This is a genomic window from Streptomyces sp. NPDC026062, assembly GCF_055568375.1.
In genome coordinates, this window is record NZ_JBVHOQ010000029.1 from 73,214 (window position 1) to 87,890 (window position 14,677).

Here is a 14,677-nt window from a genome sequence, read left to right on the forward strand (position 1 = left end):
TCCCTAGTGTTTCAGGCATGACTGAGCAGCCGCAGACGAATCCGCCGGGCCGTGTCCCCGGCGGCCGTCCACGTACGACTCCGGGACTGACCCCCGCCGTCACGCACGACGCCGTCGTTCTCGTACCGGGAATCATGGGGAGCGAGCTGTACGACACCGACGCCCGCAAGGTGGTCTGGGGTCTGGCACATCCCACCTGGCTGGCCAAGGCCTGGCTGACGAAGGGCGGGCTCGCGCCCCTGCATCTCACCCCCGAGGAACAGGCCGGGGAACACGGCCGGATCGAGGCGCGCAGGCTCCTGCGGATCCCGGCCTGGAGCCCGGTCCTGCGCGGCATCGAGCCGTACCACAGGATGACCGCCGCCATCGAGAACACCGTCGCCCATCCGGCCGCCGTCATGCCGTTCCCGTACGACTGGCGGCTGTCGGTCGAGGTCAACGCGCGACGGCTGGCGAGCGAGGCCCGTGACCACCTGGAGCGGTGGCGACAGCACCCGGCCCACGCCGCGGCCCGGCGGCAGGCGGTGGACGAACGCGAGGCCCGCCTCGTCTTCGTCGCCCACTCGATGGGCGGCCTCGTCACCTACGCGGCCCTCACCCTCGGTTTCGACGGCGATCTCGAAGCGGACACCCGGGGCGTCCTGACCCTCGGTACGCCCTTTCGCGGTTCGGTCGTCGCGGCGAACATCCTGAACACGGTCCAGGGCGCCCCGCTGCCGCTTCCGCACAGCCGACTCGCCGCCCTCGCCTCCGCGATGCCGGGCGTCCACGATCTCCTGCCCGGCTTCCTCTGCGTCGAGGACGGCCTCGACGTCCGTCGCCTGACCCCCTCCGACGTCGCCGCGCTCGGCGGTGACAAGGACCTGGCCCGAAGCTCCCAGGAGTTCTTCGACGCGCTCCGGGCGAAGCCGTTCCCGCACCACCGGCAGGTCGTCGGAACCGGTCAGGAGACCGTGCAGTCGATGCGGCTGGAGAACGGCACGGTCATCGCCTCGGAGTACTGCTTCAGGACCCACTCGGACGGTGAGCTGATGCGCGACCCGGACGGGGCCCCGCGCCGCTTCCAGGTCGGGGGCGACGGCACCGTCCACCGCGAATCGGCTGCCCTGACCCGTGCCGCGGTGCCCCTCGCCCTTCAGCACGGCGCCCTCGCCGCCGACAAGGCCGCGACCCGGGCCGTGGTCGACTTCCTCCTGGAGGACGACCACTTGGGCCCCGACCAGGCGGACGACGACCTCGGCCTGACGGTCCCCGACTATGTGGTGCCGAACACGGAATGGACGGTGCGCGTCACCGGTACGGACGACCCGTCCGGGATCGACTGCACCGTGACGGCGGTCGACGGCGGCTTCCGGCAGGAGACCGGCCTCTACGCAGGTGACGACGGTGCACTCGAAGCGGACCTGGAGGTCCCCGACACCGGCCTCTACCGGGTCACGGTGGAGGCCGACTACCTCAACTCCCCTCTCACCCAGCTGGTGTTCGCGGGGCCGGACGGTGTGACGCCGCTGGACGACTGACCCGACGGCGTCGGAGCGGGGCGTCGACGGTGTCAGGGAGCCTTGACGGACGCGATGAACGGCAGCCAGGCGGCCGCGTGCACGGTGAGCACGGGGCCGTCGGGGCGCTTGGAGTCGCGTACGGGGACGAGGCCGGGGACGTCGTCGGCGACCTCTAGGCAGTCGCCGCCGGACGTGTTGCTGTAGCTGCTTTTACGCCAGCGGGCGAAGTCCAGTGCCACTTCGAGGCAGTTGCCGCCGCTGCCGTTGCTGTAGCTGCTTCTGTGCCAGGTGGCGGTGCTGAGGTCAGGGTCGGTGCTGGCCATGCCGGTACTCCTCGGCCGCCTTTTTGATCAGGGCGAGGGACGCCTCTGGCGGCAACGCGGCGGCCCTCAAGTGATCGTAGGCCTTGCGATACAGCTTCACGAGTGCCGGATCATCAATGGTCTGACCGTGGTACGGGCCCTCGGTGTAGACCAGTGGTGGCTCGTTGTCGAAGTCCATGAAGAAGAGCGGCAGCTCGGTGAACGCGCGGGTCGGGGCACTCCACGGAAGGATCTGTGCAACGATCCGCCCCCGTTGCACCAATCCTGCGATGTGGTCCAACTGCTCGGCCATCTCCGCAGGCGTGACAATGGAATGGTGCACCACTGACTCGTGCAGCACCACCCAATATTCGGGCCGCTTGGGGCTGTCGAAGAGCTTGGCCCGCTGCATCCGGACTTCGACTTTGGCGTTCGCTTCCTCCGGCGTGTCCAGCATGTGTGTGGACAGAACGACGCGATGGGCATAGGCCCTGGTCTGAAGTAGGCCGGGGATGAGAGTGCCGGACCACTCGTCGATGGCCGCAGCCCGCGTCTCCGCTTCGGCTACGCCGGCGAAGAACGCCGCGTGAGCCCCCTGCCTGGCCTTCCGCACATCTTCACAACGCCGCTCGAAGAACCCGTCCGTCCTCAGTACCAGGTCCACATGCCGCGCCAGTTCCATCGGCATCCGCCGGTGTCCGTGCTCGATCTCGCTCAGGTACGTGATGCCGAAGAAGCTGCCCTCCGCCAGCTTTTCCAGGGTCAGGCCCGCTTCCTCCCTCTTGAAGCGCAACTCCTTCCCGTAGAACTGCGGGACTCCCGCCGATCCGTCGATCTCCTTGCGTGTGGCCACTTTCCCGACCGCCTTTCGCGCTGTGTTCTGTGGAGCGGGAACCCCTTTCAAGGTAGAGGTCCGTACGGCAGCGTGTGAGGTGTTCGTCACAGTCAGCAACGAAAGGCGTACGGCCCCCCATGGACGACTCGCAGGACGTCACGTACGACATCGGCGCGGAGATCGACGCGCTCCGCGCCGCGCTCACCGCGCACGGGATCACCCTTCCTTCCCTCGGCGTCGCCCCCCTCACTCTCGCCGCGCGCACGACCAGGCCGCCGCTGATCGCGCTCGGCAACTGCAATGCGGCCACCGCGCGTCGGCTGGCCGAGGCGCTGCGGACGGGGGCCGGAGGGTGACCGCCGTGCTGCCGTTCGCGGTGGAGCTGCCTGCCGTGCCGAAGGCCGTACCGGACCTGCGGCGGATGCTGCGGGCCCGGTTCGCGGGGGAGGACGTGGACGATCTCCTGCTGTGCGTGGGTGAGTTGCTGTCGAACGTGATCGCGCATGTCGGTGAGGGGGCGCCGGTCACGGTTCGTATCAGCCGCACGCGGACGGGCCGCGTCCGTGTGGAGCTGAGCGATCCCGCGCCCGGTGTCCGGCCGGTGCTCCGGTCGGCCGGTGACGGTGACGAGTCCGGACGCGGGCTGCTGCTGGTGGAGGCGTTGGCGCTGGGGTGGGGCGTGGAGCGGGGACCGTACGGAAAGACGGTGTGGTGCGAGCTGCCGGCCCCGGTCCGGTCCGCCTACCTCGCTGGTGGCAGGGGACTGTTCGGGACGGTGTCGTAGCTCGGGGGGTGGACCGGTGGTGCGTCGCTCTTCTCGGGCTTGCGGGCCGGGTGCAGTGCGGCCAGCAGGACGGCCGCTCCGAGGAGGGCGATGCCCATGATCCAGACGGCGCCGACATGCATGGAGTGGATGAACGCCTCGTCGGCGGCGCGCGCGAGTCCGGGCAGGTGGGAGACCTCGGCGGCGTGCCGGGCCTGTTCGGCGGAGATCCGTGCCTGGTCCGCCACCGGGCCGGGCACATCGTGCAGCGAGGGTTCGATCGCGCTGCGGTAGACGATCGACATGATCGTGCCGCCGACGGCGATCCCGATGACGCTGCCGGTCTGCCGCACGGTGTTGGTGACGGCGGACCCGGCGCCGGCCCGGTCCAGCGGCAGTGTGCTGATGAGGGCGGCGGTCACCGGTCCGAGGACCATCCCGGTGGAGAGGCCCATGACCAGCAGCAGGAACTCGATGCCGATGAGAGGGGTGTTGAGCCCGAAGAGCCCGTACGTGCCCATGCTCAGCCCCGCGACGGTGAGGGCGGGGACGGTGACGAGGCGCAGGGACCAGCGGCGTACGAGCCGGGCGCCGACGGGGCCGCCGAGGATCGCGCCGAGCGCGGTCGGCAGCCCGGCCAGGCCCGCCTCGATCGGTGAGTAGCCGCGTGCGCCCTGGAGGTAGAACGCGCCGTAGAAGGTGACGCCGGCCACGGCGAAGAGGAGCAGCCCGAGCGCCGCGTTCCCGCCGCCGAAGATACGTCGGGCGAGCAGCCGGGGTTCGAAGCCCGGTGCCCTGGAGCGCAGTTCGACGCGTACGAACACGGCCAGCAGGACCAGTCCGACGGCGAGGGGCGTCCAGACGTCCGCCCGGTTCCAGGCGGCCATCTGTCCCGCGCGGATCAGTCCGTAGGCGAGCGCCGCGAGGCCGCTGACCGACAGCAGCATCCCGGCCGGGTCCAGGGGGCGTGCCACGGGGCTGCGGAAGTCGGGGACGAGTACGGCGATGCCGGCCAGCGCCACCACCACGACGGGCACGTTGACGAGGAAGACCGAACCCCACCAGAAGTGGTCGAGCAGTACCCCGGCCAGGACCGGGCCGACGGCCATCCCGACACCGGCGGAGGTCGAGGAGATCGCGACCGCGGACGACCGGGCGGGGCCGGTGAAGGTCCACATGAGGATGGCCATGTTGGCGGGCATGATCAGCGCGCTGCCGACGCCCATCGCGGCGCGTGCGGCGACGAGTTGTCCGGCGTCGCCCGCGTAGGCGGCCCAGACCGAGGAGCCGGCGAAGACCACCAGGCCCGCGATGAGCACGGTCCGGTGGCCGAACCGGTCGCCCAGGGCGCCCGCGGTGAACATCAGGGTCGCGAAGGCCAGCGTGTACGAGCCGGTGGCCCATTGCAGCTCGGACGGTCCCGCGTTCAGGCCGCCGACCGGGTCGGCGAGGGTTTCCAGGGTGGTGCTCAGGACGGTGTTGTCGAGCCAGATCAGCAGGGAGCACACCATGAGGACGGCAAGGATCAACTGCTGCTTGGACTTCGGCAACGCAGATGTGGTCATGAATACCTTCGGTCGCGATCAGGAAATGCTGACGACCGGACCGTAGGTAATCAAGAAGCGTGTGTCAATTCCCTTTCGGTGATTTGATGTTGGCGTTTTTCGAGTGAATGCAAGGGCATAATGGCGGGCTTTCTGTCAATTACCGATGTGCCTTTGACTTCACGCCCATTTCGTGCCCCGGGGTGGAAGGGAAAACGAGGAGCGGGCCGGAGCCCGCCCCTCGTCGGGGTCAGATCCTGACGGTCGGGCGGTGCATGTCGAGCCAGGCCCCCAGGTCGAGGGTCCTTTCCAGGAGCATCCGCTGCCGCTGGTTCAGGTCGGCGGCAGGGAGGGTGGTGGCTTCGGTGAGGAGCGCACGGTTGACCAGGTCCGTCGCCGCGTGCCCGGCGCGCAGCAGGCCGGCCCCCTGGGACTGGATCGCCTCGACATAGGCGGGGTCGAAGGTGCCCGGATAGCCGCTCTTCTTGCGGTTGGCGACCGACGCGGGCAGGACGTCCCGGGTGGCGGCGCGCAGCAGGCTCTTCTCCCGGCCGTCGAAGGTCTTGAGGGACCAGGGGGCGTTGAAGACGTACTGCACGAGACGGTGGTCGCAGAACGGGACGCGCACCTCCAGTCCGACCGCCATGCTCATCCGATCCTTGCGGTCCAGGAGGGTCTGCACCATGCGCGTCAGATGGAGGTGGCTGACCACCCGCATACGCTGGTCGAGGCCGGTCTCACCGTCCAGGACAGGGGTCTGCGCGACGGCCGTGCGGTAGCTCTCGGCGATGAAGTCACCAAGGCCGAGAGCTGACTTGAGGTCTTCGCTGACCTGACCGCCCGACTCGACCAGCGAGTGGGACCCCGCCAGCCAGGGGAACGTCTCGGCGTTCCGCCGCTCGTCGTGGAACCACGGATAGCCGCCGAACACCTCGTCGGCCGACTCGCCGGACAGCGCCACGGTGGAGTGGCGGCGGACCGCCGCGAAGAGCAGATAGAGGGAGTTGTCGCGGTCACCGATGCCGGTCGGCAGGTCACGGGCACCGACGGCCGCGCGGCGGACCTCCGGGGCCGACAGGGCCGCCCCGTCCAGGACGATGTCCTGATGCGCGCAGCCCACGTGTTCGGCGACGGCGTGGACGTAGGGGGTGTCCTGGGTGGGCGAGACGTCGATGGCCTGGAAGTGCTTCTCCTGGTCGGGGAAGTCGACGGCGAAGCTGCGCACGGTCTCGCCCTGGGGCGCGAGGTGGATCTGGGAGAGAGCGGTGAGCGCGGAGGAGTCCAGCCCGCCGGAGAGCAGGGTGCAGCGGGGCACATCGGCGACGAGCTGCCGCCGGACGATGTCGTCGAGCAACTCCCGTACATGGGCGACGGTTTCGTCCTTGGTGTCGGTGTGCGGCTCGGAACGCAGCTGCCAGTAGGTGTGGCGCCGCAGCCCGCCCCGGTCGAGGACGATGATCTCGCCGGGCCGCACCTCGTTCATGCCTTCCCACACTGCGGCGCCGGGGGTCTTGGCCCCGGCGAAGATCTCACGCAGTCCATCGAGGCCGACGACGGGGGCGACGGCGGGGTTGGCCAGGATCGCCTTGGGCTCCGAGCCGAAGATGACGCCGTCCTCGGTCTCGTAGTAGTAGAACGGCTTGATGCCCATCCGGTCGCGGATCATCACCAGGCGCTCGGTCCTGGCGTCCCAGATGGCGAAGGCGTACATGCCGTTGAGGTGTTCCACGAGCTTCTCGCCCCACACGACGTAGCCCCGCAGGACCACTTCGGTGTCGGAGTCGGTGTCGAACCGCTGCCCCGCGCGGCGCAGTTCCGCGCGCAGCTCGGTGAAGTTGTACGCCTCGCCGGAGTAGACCATGGAGACCGCCCCGTCGGGGGTCTCCACCGTCATCGGCTGCGCGCCGCCGGGCAGGTCGATCACTGCGAGCCGCCGGTGCCCGAGGGCGGCGTGGGGTGCGACCCAGACGCCTGCGGCGTCGGGGCCACGGCACGACATGGTCTGCGTCATGGCGTCGATGTCGGCCTGGTGTTCGGTCAGATCACGCCGGTAGGAGACCCAGCCGGTGATTCCGCACATAACGAACCTCGATTCACTCGATCGAAGAAGGTTGCCTCAGACAACTGTTGCCCTATGCATGCAGTGAGTCCACGGCGCAATGCGGATTGCCTGTGTGGTATTTCAGACAGGTAAATTCCTGTTAACGCCAGGTTTCGTACGGGCCCGGAAACTTTGAGCCAATTACGGGGCGAGAGGGAAATGCCCTGGTGGGTGGTGGGGGGTGAGGGGGCGGGCCCGTGGGGCCGTGAGGCCGAGGGAGGTAGCGGGCAAGAGATCTGCCGGGCCGGTGATCGGGCGTGTTCAATCCATGTGCGCCTCATGGGCCCCGCCTCGTAGCCTCCGGCCCATGACTGAACGTGCGCTCGTCCCCGAAGACTTTGTCGTCCCCGTGGAACTGATCACCCCTCGGTTCCGGCTGGAGCCCTTGGGCCCCCAGCACAACGCCGCCGACCACGCCGCCTGGACCAGCAGCATCGAGCACATCCGCGCCACACCCGGCTTCCAGGACCGGGAGTGGCCACCTGTGGACGGGATGTCTCTGGAGGCGAACCTCGGCGACCTGCGGAGTCACGCGGCCGACTTCGCCGCACGCAGCGGATTCACCTACACCGTCATCGGGACTGCGGGTGGGGCCGAGGGTGCGGGTGAGGCTGAGACTGCGGGTGGGGCTGAGGCTGCTGGGGGCGGTGAGGGTGGTGCTGCTGGTGTGGGCGGTGAGGCTGCTGCTGGTGGGGCCGAGGGTGCTGGTGGGACTGGTGCTGTGGCTGCGGGCGGGAGCGCCGGCGGCAAGGTGATCGGGTGCGTCTACATCTACCCCTCCCGCAGCGACGACGATGTCACTGACGTCCGCTCCTGGGTCAGCGCCGACAGGGCCGACCTGGACGAGCCCCTGTATGCGGCTGTCATGGCCTGGCTGACGGCGAAGTGGCCCCTCGGCACCCTCAACTATCAGCCTCGTTGACGTCCGGCGACGGGCCCGGTCGCCATCGGCCGCCTCCGGGCGTCGGCCGGGGACACGCGCAGGCCTGTGTATGTGCCTCCGGCGGTGGGCGGCCGAGTTCGTCAGCGCAGCTTCAGTTGTTTGCGAAGCCGCTTCACGTGGGCCTGGATGTCGCGCTCGATGCCCGGCTCCTCGGCGGATCCCGGACCGGCGTCGGGGCCCTGGGCGGGCCGGCGGCAGGGGCCGCACAGGCCGTCCCGGAACGCCTCGGCCCTGCCGGGCGCGCCGCAGTCGGTGCACTCGACCATCAGGCGAGGTGCGGGAGTTCCCGGCGGCGCGGGTGAGGGGGCCGGTGCGGGGGACTGCCGGGGCGGGAGCTTGGTGACGAGGCGCTTCCTGACGAAGCCCAGGGGCGAGTCCACGGTGGCGGGCAACCCTGCGGTGAGCGTGTGGACGAGGTAGTCGGCGTCCGCACCGCGTGCGAACCACTCGGCGGCCAGCCCCTCCAGCTCCCGGCAGTCGTCCTCGGAGAGCCCCAGGCGCCTGTCGGCGGGGCCGAGCCGGGTCAGGGCGAGGAAGGCGGGCGACGGGTCTGCCGGATGGTCGGCTTGAGACGGGATTCCCGGGGCGTCGGCCCGCGACTGTCCGCTGCGCTGCTGCGGCAGGAGCGGGGCGGGGACGGGCCGTTGGGATGCGTGGTGGTGGGGCGCGTGGTCGTCGTCAGGCGAGTGGCCATGGGAGGTGTGTTTGTCGGGTGCGTGCTTGTCGGGTGTGTGCGTGTCGGGGGCTGCGGGATCCGCCGGGACCCACGGCGGAGGGGGCGCTGCCGATGTGACCACCGGTTGCGGCAGCTGGTGGCGCGCCTCGGCGGTGAGGAAGGTGTTCCACCACTCGTTGTCGCGGGCCGTCCGGGACCAGAAGGTACGGGTGACCCAGCGGAGGTTGTCGCCGTCGCCGACCGCGCACCGCGCCTGGCGCAGGTGTCCGGCCACACCCAGGGCCCGCAGCGCGCTGCCGACGGCCATCTGCCCGTACAGCGGCTGGCATTTGGCGAGCCACTTGATGTTCATGGCCGCGCCCTCGGGGAGCGTGTCGACGTATCCGGCGATGTACCGCTCCCGCTCCGGCAGAAACGCGAAGTCGTCGGCGCGGGGCGGGAGCTGGTCCGGGACGGAACGCTTGCCGTAGCCGGGCCTTGCCCTCGGGTACGGGGACGGGACTGGCGCCGGAGCCGGGTCCGGCGCCGAGGGCGGGGCCTGGGCCGGGACGGCGGGCGTCGGCGGGGCAGGGCTAAAATTCTGGGCAGCCACGAGATCGGTTCCTTTTGCTGCGATCTTGAGGTGAGACCCCGGCCGGTGCTTCAACACCGAGTCGGGGTCGTTACGTTGGGGGCACCGTAAGCAGCCGCCACGCTGTGCCGCAAATCGGTCACAAATAGTCACACTTGCTCGCCGTTACGGGTCCGGGAGGTGGGGAGGTTTTCCCTCACCACCTTCTTTTACCTACCGGTTGTCAGACATCGCTCGAATCTCGGAACCCGGAACTCGACGCTCGGATCCCGAGGCCCAAGACCCGGGCCGAACCCTCGTCACGTACCCACGAACGAGTGAACAGGACCTTCCGTGTCTCGAACCCCGTGTCTCGAACCCCGGGTCTCGTGTCTCGAACCTCGGGTCTCGAACCCCGGGTCTCGTGTCTCGAACCTCGGGTCTCGAACCTCGGTTCTCGGGTCCGGGGTTCGAGAGCCGAACCCCGGACCCGAGGCGGGTGTTCGGGTGGCGCTCTCGTGCTGCGGCCATGGTGGGCGTCCGCCAACCCCCCTCCGCCGGGCGGCACATGGAAGGCCCCTGGCACGATGCGGGGATGACGGAGGACATACAGGCCCGGGGTGAGGCGCTCGTCGCCGCCGCCCGTGCCGGTGACAGCAAGGACGCCCGACGGCACACGGATTTCTTCGTGTTCGGCAAGCACGTGGACGAAGGAATCCCCTTCTGGGAGCAGGCCGCGGCGGCCGGGGACGCCTTCTCGAACTACACCCTGGCCAGGTACCGGAAGATCCGGGGCGACCGGCCGGCGGCGGACGCGCTCTACCGGTCCGTCGCCGATCGGCACCCGGGCTCCGCGTACGGGCTGGGCGTGCTGTTGAAGGAGGACGGGAACCCGGAGGCCGCCGAGTGGTTCCGGCGGGGCTGGGAGAACGGGCGGCACCTGGACTGCAAGATCGAGCTCGGCAAGCTGATGGCTGCCGAGGGGCGGGTGGAGGAAGCGTCCGAGTTCCTCATGCGCGGTGCCGAGTTGGGTGACATCGGGGTCTACCGATGGTTCCAGCTCTTCGACTCGTTCCGGGAGGCGTTCGAGAACACCGCCAGGGGTCTTGATGCCGCCGAGGCCGACGCGGACGGGGAGGCGGCAGTGGAGGCGGTGCGGTCGCTCTTCGACCTGGACAAGCACTTCGCGACCTACCCGGGGCTGACCGTCAAGGCCGACGCCCTCTACCGCCGGGCCGCCGCGCTCAGCGCCCAGGCGGGCCTGTACTACGCGATGTTCCTCACCGAGACCGACGGCGACGCGTCCTGGCCGCGCGCCCGCGACCTCCTGGTACGGGCACACGAGGACGGGCGCGAGCAGGTCGCTGCCCTGCTCGGTACCAAGTACGAGCAGCGCGGGGAGCTGGAGGACGCCGAGCGCTGGTACCGCCTCGCGGTCGAGGCCGGTGGGCAGGCGTCCATGTGGAACCTCGGCATGCTGTGCATGCGGCAGGGCCGGTACGAGGACGCCGAGCGCTGGTTCGGGGGGTTCGGCGCGGGCGACGAGGAAGCCGTCGGACAGATCGCCCGGATCGCCGAGATCCGCGGCGGCGATCCCGCCACCTCCGAGGAGGACTGCTACCGCGGGCTGCCCGAACGGCGCGAGCGGGCCGAGGCCGGGGACGTACAGGCCGGATACGCGTACGCGTCGGTCCTCAACGACTGGCGCGGTCAGAACGCCCGCTACCTGCTGCCCTTCATGGAGCCCGCCGCCGAGGCCGGTGACGCGGACGCGGCGTACGCCGTGGGGCGGCTCCACGAGGTGCTGGGCCGCTACCCGTTGCGCGACGAGTGGATGCGCAGGGCCGCCGACGGCGGTCATCACCGCGCGTGCGCCCACATGGGCTGGCTCTCCGACTTCCATCGCGACTACCAGGAGTCCGAGCGCTGGTACGTGCGCGCGGCCGAGGGCGGGTCCCTCCGGGACGTCATGTTCGCGGGCAAGCTGAAGGCCCAGCGGGGCGCGTACGCGGAGGCGGAGCCGTTCCTCCGGAAGGTCTGGGAGGAGGCGGAGGACGGCGACTCCTGCCGGACGGAGGCCGCCGGTTACTACGGCCTTGTCCTGCACCGGCTGGGCCGCCCGGAGGAGGCCTTCGAACCGCTGGAGGAGGCCGTGGACCGGTGGGAGGAGGACGTGATCCCCCGGTACGACCCCGACGACCTGGACATGCTGTCGCGCATGGTCCGGCCGGAGAAGGTGCTGGAGGAGGCGGAGGCGGCCCTGCTGGCCTGATCCCGCCCCCTTCCCCGCACCCTTCCCTGTTTCCCCGACCCCGCCCCCGCCCCGTCCTCGCCTCCGTCCCTTTCTCCTGGCGCTACTTGACTTCGTGCTTCCCGTGATTCCCGTGCTTCCCATGAAGCACGAGGTCAGGGCGTCACGGGTGCCAGCCGTAGCCGCCGGACCGGCCAGGGCGGTGGCTCGGCCGGGCCGAACCAGACCCGGACGTCCTCCCCGGTGCGGACGGGCAGGCGGGGAAAGTCGTTCTCGGCGTGCTCGGTGCGGTGCAGCGCATGGCCCGGACCCAGGTGCCGGGCGGCGTACGCGTCGAAGGCGGCCGCGTCGGCGGGGTGGCAGACGGTCGCACACACTTCACCGACGCCGGGCGGAGGTGTGAAGGCCGGGCCGCGCAGCAGCAGGACGTCATCGCTGTCGATCATGGTGGCGTTGGCCGCGTCGCGGTGCTCCCGCCAGACCGGGCCGGAGTAGAAGGCCTCCAGCGCGCGCCGGCGGTGCGCCATGTCGGGGAACGCGCGCAGCCAGACGAAGCGGTCCGGGTCGTCCAGGTCGCGGAACCGGCCTGCGACGGTGATGCCGACCGCCTGCTGACCGGCCACGAACTCGCCCTCGAACAGCTCGATCAGCGTCTCCCGGGCTCCGGGGTGCAGGGTGTACTGCCGGAGTTCGACGATGCTCATCCGCCGGCCCGTCCCGTGCGCGTGAGATCCATGATCCAGTTGAGCTCCCAGGAGCGGCCGTCGTCGGCGGAGAACTCCTGCTCCCAGCGGGCGGTGTCCGGGCCGAGGCGGTACCAGGTGAAGTGCACGCGGATCGGCCGGCCGTCATACGTGTCCTCTCCGTGGAAATCGCCGCGGTCACCGGTGAAGGAGCCGAACACCGGCGGATCCAGCCGGCCCGTCCGGCTGTCTGACCAGTGGAGGGACCAGCGCTCCGTCTCCCGGTCGAACAGCCGCAGGGTCACGCCCTGGCGGCCGAGGGTGGGAAAGGTGATCTCGTCGATGTTGCCGGCGCCCCCGAAGAGCGGCCGGACCGACGCGTGGCCGGGGAACTCCACCCAGGTGCCGGAGCCGGTGCCGAGTGGGGTGGTGAGGCGGCGGTTGGCCACGTCCCAGAAGCCGTGCAGAAAGTCGAAGTCGTTCATGCGCCGCAGGCTAGGGCCGCTCCACTGACATCTGCTGTCAGTGGATATGGGCTCCGGATATGGGCTCCGGACATGGGCTCCGGATATGGGCTCCGGACATGGGTTCCGGATATGGGGTCCGGACAGGGAAACCGGATACGGATACTGGGCGGCATGCGAGCGAGCCGTTTGGTCACCCTGCTTCTGCTGCTCCAGAACCGGGGCCGGATGACGGCCCGGCAACTGGCCGACGAGCTGGAGGTCTCCGTAAGGACCGTCTACCGGGACGTCGAGGCACTCGGCTCCGCCGGTATCCCGCTCTACGGGGACGCCGGACACGCGGGCGGCTACCGGCTGGTCGACGGCTACCGGACCCGGCTCACCGGACTGACCGCGGACGAGGCGCAGGCCGCGTTCCTTGCCGCGCTTCCCGGCGCCGCCGCCGAACTCGGGCTCGGCGAGGCGCTCGCCACCGCCCGGCTCAAGCTGCGGGCCGCCCTTCCGGCGGAGCTGCGCGAGCACGCCGAGCGGATCCAGGAGCGCTTCCTGCTCGATGCCCCCGGCTGGTACGGCGACGCCGACCGTACGCCCCACCTGACCTCGGTCGCCGCCGCGGTGTGGGCGCGGCAGGCGGTGGTGCTGCGGTACCGGCGGTGGCGGGCGCCGGAGGAGATCGAGCGGCGGGTGGAGCCGTACGGGCTCGTACTCAAGGCGGGCCGCTGGTACCTGGTCGCGGGCGGGCCGTCCGGGATCCGTACCTACCGCATCGATCAGATCCTCGGACTCCGGCCGCTGGACGAGCAGTTCGCCGTTCCGGAGGGGTTCGACCTGGCCGGGTACTGGAACAGCCATCTGGCCGGCTTCCGGGCCCGGCTGCACACCGGGGAGGCCCTGGTACGGCTCACCCCGGAGGGCGCTCGCCGTCTCGGCGTCACACCCGGGGGCGACGGATGGACGGAGGCCCGGGTGCCCATCGAGTCGATCGACCACGCCCACGGAGAGTTCCTGCGGCTGGGCGCCGACGTCGAGGTCATGGCACCGGCCGAACTCCGGGACCGCATCGCGGAGACGGTACGGAACCTGGCCGCCCACTACGGGGAGCGGCCCTCGGCGGAGGGGCCTGGCAGCACGGGAACCCGGGATCCGTTGTCGGTGGCTGCGCGTACGGTCTCCGCATGACCGATCAGTGGTGGGTGGGCGTACGTCAGCGGGTCGAGGCGGCTGGGGCAGCGCCCGGGGGCGACAAGGTGTTCGGGGCACGGGGGCACCAGTGGGTCGTGGAGGAGCCGCTCACCCGGGGCGAGCTTGCCGAGTTGGAGGCCCGGACAGGCGTGCGGCTGCCCGAGGAGTACCGGGACTTCCTGCTCCACGTGGGCGCGGGTGGCGCAGGACCGGCGTACGGCCTGTTCCCGGTAGGACGGCAGCAGGGCCGGTGGAGTTGGGAGGGCGACGGCGCGGATCTGGCCGATCTTTCGATGCTTGCCGAGCCGTTCCCCGACCGTGGCCCGGACCCGAAGGTGCTCGATGACCTCCTTGCCCAACGCCCCGAGGAAGAGGACTTCGATGACATCGAGGACTTCGACGATGCCGTCGAGGCGTGGGACGAGCGGTGGGAGGCCGTCATGTTCGCCCCGGAGCGCACCGCCGGCGCCCTCGTGGTCTCCCATCTGGGCTGCGCCCAGCGGGAGTGGCTGATCATCAGCGGCAGCCACCGCGGCACGATCTGGTCCGACTGCCGGGTGGACGACGTCGACCTCGCGCCGCTCCTCGACGACGACGGCAGGCCGCTGGGGTTCGCCCGCTGGTACACCGACTGGCTGGAGAAGGCCGAGCAGACGGCCCTGTCGGCACCGTAGGCGCGTTGCGCTGTGCTGTGGGGCGTTTCGCGCCGGACAAGAGAACGGTTCGCCGGGTAGGGCTGGTGGAGGGGGAGCGGAGCCTGCGTCTCCAGGCCTTCGGCAAAGTAACGCTTCGTCCGGATCGGTGATCAGGCGATCCCGAGGAGAGCGAGGGGCCGGTGGGGGCTTCTCGCGTGATTGGGGGCTTCTCGCGTGATGTCGCAG

General features: G+C 70.3%; 14 protein-coding genes. 7 read left to right on the forward strand and 7 right to left on the reverse strand.

What is annotated here, in order from left to right:
• Positions 1 to 17: 17 nt before the first annotated feature.
• Positions 18 to 1,520, forward strand: coding sequence for a lipase/acyltransferase domain-containing protein (locus ACZ4LX_RS25055; RefSeq protein WP_467648738.1), 1,503 nt, complete (start codon positions 18 to 20; stop codon positions 1,518 to 1,520).
• Positions 1,521 to 1,552: 32 nt separating this feature from the next.
• Here the strand turns inward: ACZ4LX_RS25055 and ACZ4LX_RS25060 are convergent, their stop codons facing one another.
• A complete protein-coding gene (locus ACZ4LX_RS25060; RefSeq protein WP_467648741.1) occupies positions 1,553 to 1,825 on the reverse strand; it encodes a DUF397 domain-containing protein in 273 nt (90 codons plus the stop codon).
• Positions 1,806 to 2,657, reverse strand: coding sequence for a helix-turn-helix domain-containing protein (locus ACZ4LX_RS25065; RefSeq protein ID WP_467648743.1), 852 nt, complete (start codon positions 2,655 to 2,657; stop codon positions 1,806 to 1,808). Before ACZ4LX_RS25065 ends, ACZ4LX_RS25060 begins: the two co-directional genes overlap by 20 nt.
• Positions 2,658 to 2,776: 119 nt before the next feature.
• On the opposite strand from ACZ4LX_RS25065, the gene ACZ4LX_RS25070 reads away from it, so the two are divergent.
• Both ACZ4LX_RS25070 and ACZ4LX_RS25075 read left to right on the forward strand, forming a co-directional pair.
• Positions 2,777 to 2,995 carry a hypothetical protein gene (locus ACZ4LX_RS25070; RefSeq protein ID WP_467648746.1) on the forward strand — a complete coding sequence of 73 codons (219 nt, stop codon included), beginning with the start codon at positions 2,777 to 2,779 and terminating at the stop codon, positions 2,993 to 2,995.
• Positions 2,992 to 3,423: an ATP-binding protein gene (locus ACZ4LX_RS25075; RefSeq protein ID WP_467648748.1), complete on the forward strand. Its 432-nt coding sequence runs from the start codon at positions 2,992 to 2,994 to the stop codon at positions 3,421 to 3,423. The genes ACZ4LX_RS25070 and ACZ4LX_RS25075 overlap by 4 nt, the downstream gene beginning before the upstream one ends.
• Here the strand turns inward: ACZ4LX_RS25075 and ACZ4LX_RS25080 are convergent.
• Both ACZ4LX_RS25080 and asnB read right to left on the reverse strand, forming a co-directional pair.
• Positions 3,381 to 4,967, reverse strand: coding sequence for an MFS transporter (locus ACZ4LX_RS25080; RefSeq protein ID WP_467648750.1), 1,587 nt, complete (start codon positions 4,965 to 4,967; stop codon positions 3,381 to 3,383). The genes ACZ4LX_RS25075 and ACZ4LX_RS25080 overlap by 43 nt on opposite strands.
• A 229-nt stretch (positions 4,968 to 5,196) precedes the next feature.
• The gene (asnB, locus tag ACZ4LX_RS25085) at positions 5,197 to 7,026 is read right to left on the reverse strand and encodes an asparagine synthase (glutamine-hydrolyzing) (protein ID WP_467648753.1); all 1,830 of its coding nucleotides are present in this window, start codon (positions 7,024 to 7,026) and stop codon (positions 5,197 to 5,199) included.
• A gap of 328 nt (positions 7,027 to 7,354) precedes the next feature.
• On the opposite strand from asnB, the gene ACZ4LX_RS25090 reads away from it, so the two are divergent.
• Positions 7,355 to 7,969 carry an N-acetyltransferase gene (locus ACZ4LX_RS25090; protein ID WP_467648755.1) on the forward strand — a complete coding sequence of 205 codons (615 nt, stop codon included), beginning with the start codon at positions 7,355 to 7,357 and terminating at the stop codon, positions 7,967 to 7,969.
• Between the two features lie 101 nt (positions 7,970 to 8,070).
• Here ACZ4LX_RS25090 and ACZ4LX_RS25095 read toward each other — a convergent pair whose 3' ends face one another.
• Entirely contained in the window at positions 8,071 to 9,258 is a 1,188-nt protein-coding gene (locus ACZ4LX_RS25095; RefSeq protein WP_467648758.1) for a MarR family transcriptional regulator, read from the reverse strand.
• A gap of 553 nt (positions 9,259 to 9,811) precedes the next feature.
• Here ACZ4LX_RS25095 and ACZ4LX_RS25100 point away from each other — a divergent pair.
• Positions 9,812 to 11,488 (forward strand): tetratricopeptide repeat protein, encoded by a 1,677-nt coding sequence (locus ACZ4LX_RS25100; protein WP_467648762.1) that lies wholly within the window; start codon positions 9,812 to 9,814, stop codon positions 11,486 to 11,488.
• A gap of 134 nt (positions 11,489 to 11,622) precedes the next feature.
• On the opposite strand, the gene ACZ4LX_RS25105 is transcribed toward ACZ4LX_RS25100, so the two are convergent.
• Positions 11,623 to 12,171 (reverse strand): NIPSNAP family protein, encoded by a 549-nt coding sequence (locus ACZ4LX_RS25105; RefSeq protein WP_467648765.1) that lies wholly within the window; start codon positions 12,169 to 12,171, stop codon positions 11,623 to 11,625.
• Positions 12,168 to 12,635 carry a hypothetical protein gene (locus tag ACZ4LX_RS25110; RefSeq protein ID WP_467648768.1) on the reverse strand — a complete coding sequence of 156 codons (468 nt, stop codon included), beginning with the start codon at positions 12,633 to 12,635 and terminating at the stop codon, positions 12,168 to 12,170. Before ACZ4LX_RS25110 ends, ACZ4LX_RS25105 begins: the two co-directional genes overlap by 4 nt.
• A gap of 153 nt (positions 12,636 to 12,788) precedes the next feature.
• Between ACZ4LX_RS25110 and ACZ4LX_RS25115 the strand changes: the two genes are divergently transcribed.
• Both ACZ4LX_RS25115 and ACZ4LX_RS25120 read left to right on the forward strand, forming a co-directional pair.
• Positions 12,789 to 13,793: a helix-turn-helix transcriptional regulator gene (locus tag ACZ4LX_RS25115; protein WP_467648772.1), complete on the forward strand. Its 1,005-nt coding sequence runs from the start codon at positions 12,789 to 12,791 to the stop codon at positions 13,791 to 13,793.
• Positions 13,790 to 14,470, forward strand: coding sequence for an SMI1/KNR4 family protein (locus tag ACZ4LX_RS25120; RefSeq protein WP_467648776.1), 681 nt, complete (start codon positions 13,790 to 13,792; stop codon positions 14,468 to 14,470). Before ACZ4LX_RS25115 ends, ACZ4LX_RS25120 begins: the two co-directional genes overlap by 4 nt.
• The last annotated feature ends 207 nt before the right edge of the window (positions 14,471 to 14,677 follow it).